The following is a 6,294-nucleotide window of genomic DNA, read 5'->3' as shown; positions in this document are numbered from 1 at the left end:
ATCACCGTGGCCTTGCCCTGCAATGCCGCGTACGCGGCCAGGTGGGTGGCGACGGTGGTCTTGCCCACCCCGCCCTTGGAACCGGCCACCAGGATCGTCTTCATGCCAGCCTCGCTTCCGGGTACGTGCCCCGAGCGTACACCGGCGATGGTGACGGAAGGTAGAGACGGCCTGAATCAATCCGCATCGGCTTTGCTATCGTGGCGCTCCCGAAGGATCGAACCGGCATGAGCGAACTGCAGGACCTGAGCGCGTTGATCCGCGCCAATACCCCCCTGATCGTGATCGAGACCCAGGATGAGGGGCGCATTGTTGAGCTGTTCCGGCAGACGCTGATGCATGTCTGGCGTGCCCTGCACCGCTGGTCGATCACCGAGGGCCTGCGCCGCATCGACCTGGAACGCGAGGATGATGCAGTCGGCCCGCCCGATGCCAGCGCGGCACTGCAGATGATCCGCCAGGCCGAACAGCGCGGCATCTACCTGCTGCTCGATTTCCACCCGTACCTGGGCTACGCCAGCCACCAGCGCGCACTGCGCGATCTGATCCAGCGCCGCCACAGCCAGCCCCACGTGCTGGTGCTGATCGGCGCCAAGGTCGAACTGCCGGCCGAACTGGAGGCCCTGGCGGTGCGCTTCAACCCGCGCCTGCCCGATGCCAATGCGCTGCTGAAGATGCTGCGCGAGGAGGCCGATGCCTATGCCCGCGAGCACGGCGGACGCCGCGTGGAAGTGGACAGCGAGGCGGTCAAGAAGATCCTGAAGAACCTGCAGGGCCTGAGCCTGGTCGATGCCCGGCGCATCGCCCGGCAGCTGATCTACGCCGATGGCGCGCTGCGCGACGACGACCTGCCGCAGCTGGCACGGCTGAAGTTCGAACTGCTCAACCGCAGTGGTCACCTGTTCTTCGAACATGACAGCGCGCGCTTCGGCGACGTGGCCGGGGCCAACCGGCTCAAGCGCTGGATCAACCAGCGCCGGGTGGCCTTCATTGCCGGCTCGGCACCGGCCGGCCTGGACCCGCCACGCGGCATGCTGCTGCTGGGCGTGCAGGGCTGCGGCAAGTCGATGCTGGCCAAGGCCACCGCCGCCGGTTTCGGTGTGCCGCTGCTGCGCCTGGACGTGGGCGCGCTGTACAACAAGTACCACGGCGAGACCGAAGCCAACCTGCGCCAGGCGCTGGCGTCGGCCGAGCAGCTGGCACCGTGCGTGCTGTGGATGGACGAGATCGAGAAGGGCCTGGCCAGTGGCGGCGAAGACGGCGGCGTCTCACGCCGCGTGCTGGGCTACCTGCTGACCTGGATGGCCGAGCGCAAGGCGCCGGTGTTCATCGTGGCCACCGCCAACCAGGTGCACGAGCTGCCGGCCGAGCTGCTGCGCAAGGGCCGCTTCGATGAGATCTTTTTCGTCGACCTGCCTTCGCCGGACGCGCGGGTGGAACTGCTGCGGCTGCACCTGGGCCGCCGCCAGCTCAACGGCGATGACTTCGCACTGCCGGCGCTGGCAGCGGCGGCCAGCGGCTTTTCCGGTGCGGAGATCGAGCAGGCGATCGTGGCGGGGCTGTATTCGGCGCATGCCGAAGGGCGACCGCTGGATACCGAGCTGCTGATGACCGAGATACGCGCGACGCGGCCGTTGTCGGTGCTGATGGCCGAGCAGGTGGCGGCATTGCGCGAGTGGGCGCTGGAGCGGACGGTTTCCGCGGACGACTGAGGGTTTCCGGCCAACGGCAGAGCCCCTCGTGGCTGGTGGTTGGTCGCCGAATGCGGGTCATGCGCGTGGCCGGGCAGGTAGGCCGCGCAGGACACGCCGTAAACCCATCCATGGGGGCTCGATGGCGCCATCCATGGCGCCAACGGTCCTGCGCAACCTACCCGCCCGACCCCTGACAGTTTCCGTGCGCGGTCAGCCACGGAAAAGAAAAAGAAGATCAAAAGCAAGAGCAACAGCCGATCGCTTCGCTCTGTGCCGACCAACGGTCGGCATCCACCAACAGCAGCTGGCACCAACAGCAGCAGGTCTCGACAGATCGCGGAAGTCTGTCGAAGGCGGGGTGGGTTCGGTTGCGGGGGCGTGAGCGCCATGGATGGCGCGACCGAGGCTACATGGACGTATTTACGCCGTCCCCCGCAACCGGACCCACCCCGCCATCCCACAGAAAGCCAGCTTTTGAAGTTGACGTTGCCGTGGCCGTGGCTTGAAGCGGGTGCAGGGCTGCAAGCCCTGCAGGAAACCCTCACCCCAGCACCCACATCCACGCTGGCAGCGTGACCAGCGACAGCACGATGCCATACCCCACCAATGCGGCCGCCAACCGCGGCGCCAGCCGATGCGAGATCGCCAGCGCGGCGGCGGTGATCATCGTCGGCATCGCTGACTCAAGAACATTCGCCTTCAACATCAGGCCCTGCATGCCCAGCAGCCACGACAGCGGCAACGCCAGCGCCGGCAGCACCAGCAGCTTCAGCAGCAGGCCCACCGCCAGCGGTCTCAACTCCTCGCGGCGCAGGCGCAGCTGGATCGACAGACCCACGGCCAGCATCACCAGCGGCAGCATCGCGTCGGCCAGCTGCTTCAAAGCCGTGCCGATCCACGCCGGCGGCTGCGCCGGCATCAGCAGCAGCGCGAACAGCAGCGCCCACAGCGGCGGGAAGCGTCCAATCCGCCCCAGCACCTGCAGCGCCGTCGGCGGCCGGTCGCCGCTGTAGCGCGCCAGCACCAGCAGGCCGAAAGTGGACAGCAGCAGGAAGGTACCGAACTGGTCGTAGACCACGGCATAGGGCAGCGCGGCATCACCCAGCAGCGCGCGCACCATCGGGTAGCCGATGAAGCTGGAGTTGGCCAGAGCCACGCAGATCAACAGCACCGCATGTACGTCGCGGGCAAAACCGAATACCCGCGTGGCGAGGCTGACCAGCGCCCAGGTCGCCAGCATCAGCAGCCAGGGCGTGGCCATCAACCCCAGCAGGCTGGCGTCCAGGTGCAGGCGCGGCACGTAGGTCAGCACCGCCGACGGCAGGCAGACGTACAGCACCACCTTGTTGAGTGTTTCGGCGGCGTTGTCCGGCAGCGCGCGCAGGCGGGCGAACAGCATGCCCAGCCCGAGCATGGCCAGGATCAGGGCGAAGGCATCAAAGGCCATGGGCGGCTCCCCTTCAGGCGGACGCCTGCGACGCGTTCGATTGTGCGTTGCAGCACCGCAGGCGGCAAGCGCCTGCGGTCATGCCTCACGGCCAGGCCGGTGGCGCGGCGGCCCAGGCCTGCTGCACTTCGGCCAGGCTGGCCCGCTCGTCGTCCTGCCAGGTCGGCAGCAACGTGGCGTAGCGGCTGCTGTCGCTCCATTGGCCCGGCTCGGTGCGCACGGCGGCGGCGTACCACTTCACCGCTTCCTGCTGCTGGCCAGCGCGCCACAATGCCAGCGCGTAGGTCGGCGGGATCCACGCGGCGTTGCTGCGCAGGTTGTTGGCCACCGACTGCCATTGTTCCAGCGCGGCCAGCGCCTGGCCCTGCCGCAGCAGGTCCCACCCGTAGTTCCAGCGCACGCTGCGGCCCAGGCTGCTCTGGATGGGCGCCTCGGCCAGTGCCTCGCGGTAGAGCTTGTCGCCCAGTTCCGCACGGCCCTGCGCAATGGCCACCGAGGCCAGCTGCACGGTGGCCTCCAGGCTCTTGCGGCCACGCTCACGCTGCTTCAGCAGCTGCGCCACCAGATCCTCGCCGGTGCCGGGCACCACGATGATCGGCGCGGCGGCGGCATCATTGTCGAAATAGAATTCCTGCGGCGCTGGCAACGCCGGTGCGGCCCACGCGGAGGCCGCGCCCGAGACCAGCAGTACGCCGGCCACGAGCTTTCCTGCAACTGACATCAAAAATCCCCCAGGTTGAAACACCAACCTCCCCTCTCTCACCCCGATCCTAACCCCAGCAAGGCCGCCGATGCGAGTCCCGGGCCTTCCGGGCCCCACTGTTACAATTCGCGCCTTTCCCGCCGCGTGCCTCACGCGGCCGGTGCCAGCCGATCCTACCGGGCCAGCCATGACCAGTACCGCGCAACTCACTTCGCCCTCCTCCGCCGACCTGATCGACCGTGATTACACGCTCGACCACAAGTACACCCGCAATGAGGGACGGATCTACCTGAGTGGCGTGCAGGCGCTGGTGCGGTTGCCGCTCATGCAGCGCCTGCGCGATGCGCACGAGGGCATCGACAGTGCGGGTTTCGTCAGTGGCTACCGCGGCAGCCCGCTGGGCGGCTTCGACCTGGAACTGTGGCGTGCGCGCAAGCATCTGGAAGCGGCCAAGGTGAAGTTCACCCCGGGGCTGAACGAGGACCTGGGTGCCACCATGGTCTGGGGCACGCAGCAGACCAACCTGTTCCCTGGCGCCAACGTACAGGGCGTGTTCGGCATGTGGTACGGCAAGGGCCCCGGCGTGGACCGCTGCGGCGACGTGTTCAAGCACGCCAACGCCGCCGGTACCTCACGATACGGCGGCGTGCTGGCACTGGCGGCCGATGACCATGCCTGCCGCAGCTCGACCCTGCCGCATGGCAGCGAAGACGAGTTCGTCAGCGCGATGATGCCGGTGCTGAATCCGGCCGGCGTGCAGGACATCCTCGACATGGGCCTGCTGGGCTGGGCGATGAGCCGTTACACCGGCCGCTGGGTCGGCTTCAAGACCATCGCCGAGACGGTGGAATCCTCGGCGTCGGTGGAAGTGGACCCGCTGGCCCGGCGCATCGTCCTGCCCGAAGACTTCGACATGCCCGTTGGCGGCCTCAACATCCGCTGGCCGGACCCGCCGCTGGACCAGGAAATGCGCCTGCACCGCTATGCGGTGAAGGCCGCGCAGGCCTTTGCCCGCGCCAACGGCATCGACAAGGTGGTGATGGACGCACCGCGTGCGCGGCTGGGCATCGTCACCACCGGCAAGAGCTACCTGGACGTGCTGCAGGCGCTGGAATACCTGGGCCTGGATGAAGCCGCCTGCGCCGACATCGGCATCCGTGTGTACAAGGTCGGCATGACCTGGCCGCTGGAGCCGGAAGGCATCGCCCGCTTCGCGCAGGGCCTGGACGACATCATCGTGGTGGAGGAGAAGCGTGCCTTCATCGAGCGCCAGATGAAGGAGCAGTTCTTCAACTGGCCGGTCAGCTGGGGCCAGCGCCCGTCCATCGTCGGCAAGTACGACGAGAGCGGCGAATGGATCCTGCCGTCCACCGGCGAGTTGACGCCGGCCACCATCGCCGGCGTGATCGGCCGCCGCATCCAGAAGTTCTTCAACAACGCATCGATCGAGCAGCGCCTGCAGTGGATGCAGGAGAAGGAAGCCGAGCTTGCGCTGCCTCGCGCCAGCTTCCCGCGCGTACCGCATTACTGCTCCGGCTGCCCGCACAACACCTCCACCACGGTGCCGGAAGGTTCGCGTGCGCTGGCCGGCATCGGTTGCCATTACATGGTGACCTGGATGGACCGCAGCACCGACACCTTCACCCACATGGGCGGCGAAGGCGTGACCTGGGTCGGGCAGGCGCCCTTCACCGACACCCCGCACGTGTTCCAGAACCTGGGCGACGGCACCTACTTCCACAGCGGTTCGCTGGCGATCCGCCAGGCGGTCGCCGCCGGCGTCAACATCACCTACAAGATCCTCTACAACGATGCGGTGGCGATGACCGGCGGCCAGCCTGTGGACGGCCCGCTGAGCGTGCCGGACATCGCCAGGCAGATGCGCGCCGAAGGCATCCACACCATCGTGGTGCTGTCGGACAACATCGGCAAGTGGACCGGCCAGCGCGAGCATTTCCCCAGCGACGTCGAGTTCCACGACCGCAGCGAACTGGACGCGGTGCAGAAGCGCCTGCGCGAGGTGAAGGGTGTTTCGATCCTGATCTACGAACAGACCTGCGCCACCGAGAAGCGCCGCCGCCGCAAGCGCGGCAAGCTGGAAGACCCGCAGAAGCGGGTGCTGATCAATTCGCTGGTCTGCGAAGGCTGCGGCGACTGCGGCAAGAAGAGCTTCTGCGTGTCGGTGCTGCCGAAAGAAACCGAGTTCGGGCGCAAGCGCGAAATCGACCAGTCCAACTGCAACAAGGACTATTCCTGCGTGAACGGCTTCTGCCCGAGCTTTGTCACCGTGCACGGTGGCCAGCCGCGCAAGGGCAGCAAGCGCGATGCCTCCACGCTGCTGGACAACCTGCCGGCGCCGACGATCCGCGGCACGCTGGAACAGCCCTGGAACATCCTCATCACCGGCGTCGGCGGTACCGGCGTGGTGACCATCGGTGCCCTGCTGGGCA

At 67.5% G+C, this 6,294-nt stretch carries 5 protein-coding genes; 2 read left to right on the top strand and 3 right to left on the bottom strand.

Going from position 1 to position 6,294, the window contains the following annotated elements; translation table 11 throughout:
- Positions 1–104, bottom strand: a 104-nt coding sequence (locus tag ACQKDV_RS17740) for a ParA family protein (protein WP_427785498.1), incomplete at its 3' end; no start/stop codon positions are given.
- Positions 105–227: 123 nt separating this feature from the next.
- On the opposite strand from ACQKDV_RS17740, the gene ACQKDV_RS17735 reads away from it, so the two are divergent.
- Positions 228–1,712, top strand: coding sequence for an AAA family ATPase (locus tag ACQKDV_RS17735; RefSeq protein WP_427785496.1), 1,485 nt, complete (start codon positions 228–230; stop codon positions 1,710–1,712).
- A gap of 523 nt (positions 1,713–2,235) precedes the next feature.
- Here ACQKDV_RS17735 and ACQKDV_RS17730 read toward each other — a convergent pair.
- Positions 2,236–3,141, bottom strand: coding sequence for an AEC family transporter (locus ACQKDV_RS17730; RefSeq protein ID WP_427785494.1), 906 nt, complete (start codon positions 3,139–3,141; stop codon positions 2,236–2,238).
- An 85-nt stretch (positions 3,142–3,226) separates the two neighbouring features.
- Positions 3,227–3,862, bottom strand: coding sequence for a tetratricopeptide repeat protein (locus ACQKDV_RS17725; RefSeq protein ID WP_427785492.1), 636 nt, complete (start codon positions 3,860–3,862; stop codon positions 3,227–3,229).
- Positions 3,863–4,031: 169 nt separating this feature from the next.
- Between ACQKDV_RS17725 and ACQKDV_RS17720 the strand changes: the two genes are divergently transcribed.
- Positions 4,032–6,294, top strand: a 2,263-nt coding sequence (locus ACQKDV_RS17720; protein ID WP_427785491.1) for an indolepyruvate ferredoxin oxidoreductase family protein, incomplete at its 3' end; no start/stop codon positions are given.

Origin of the sequence: Stenotrophomonas sp. NPDC077659 (genome assembly GCF_050268705.1) — a bacterium.
Lineage (GTDB): Bacteria > Pseudomonadota > Gammaproteobacteria > Xanthomonadales > Xanthomonadaceae > Stenotrophomonas.
Note: the sequence above shows the minus strand (reverse complement) of the source record. Positions and strands in the feature narration are given on the sequence as shown.

What these genes read in the sequence shown, in the direction of transcription:
- ACQKDV_RS17735 (WP_427785496.1), top strand. Translation starts at nt 228, where the DNA reads ATGAGCGAACTGCAGGACCTGAGCGCGTTGATCCGCGCCAATACCCCC.
- ACQKDV_RS17730 (WP_427785494.1), bottom strand. Translation starts at nt 3,141, where the DNA reads ATGGCCTTTGATGCCTTCGCCCTGATCCTGGCCATGCTCGGGCTGGGC.
- ACQKDV_RS17725 (WP_427785492.1), bottom strand. Translation starts at nt 3,862, where the DNA reads ATGTCAGTTGCAGGAAAGCTCGTGGCCGGCGTACTGCTGGTCTCGGGC.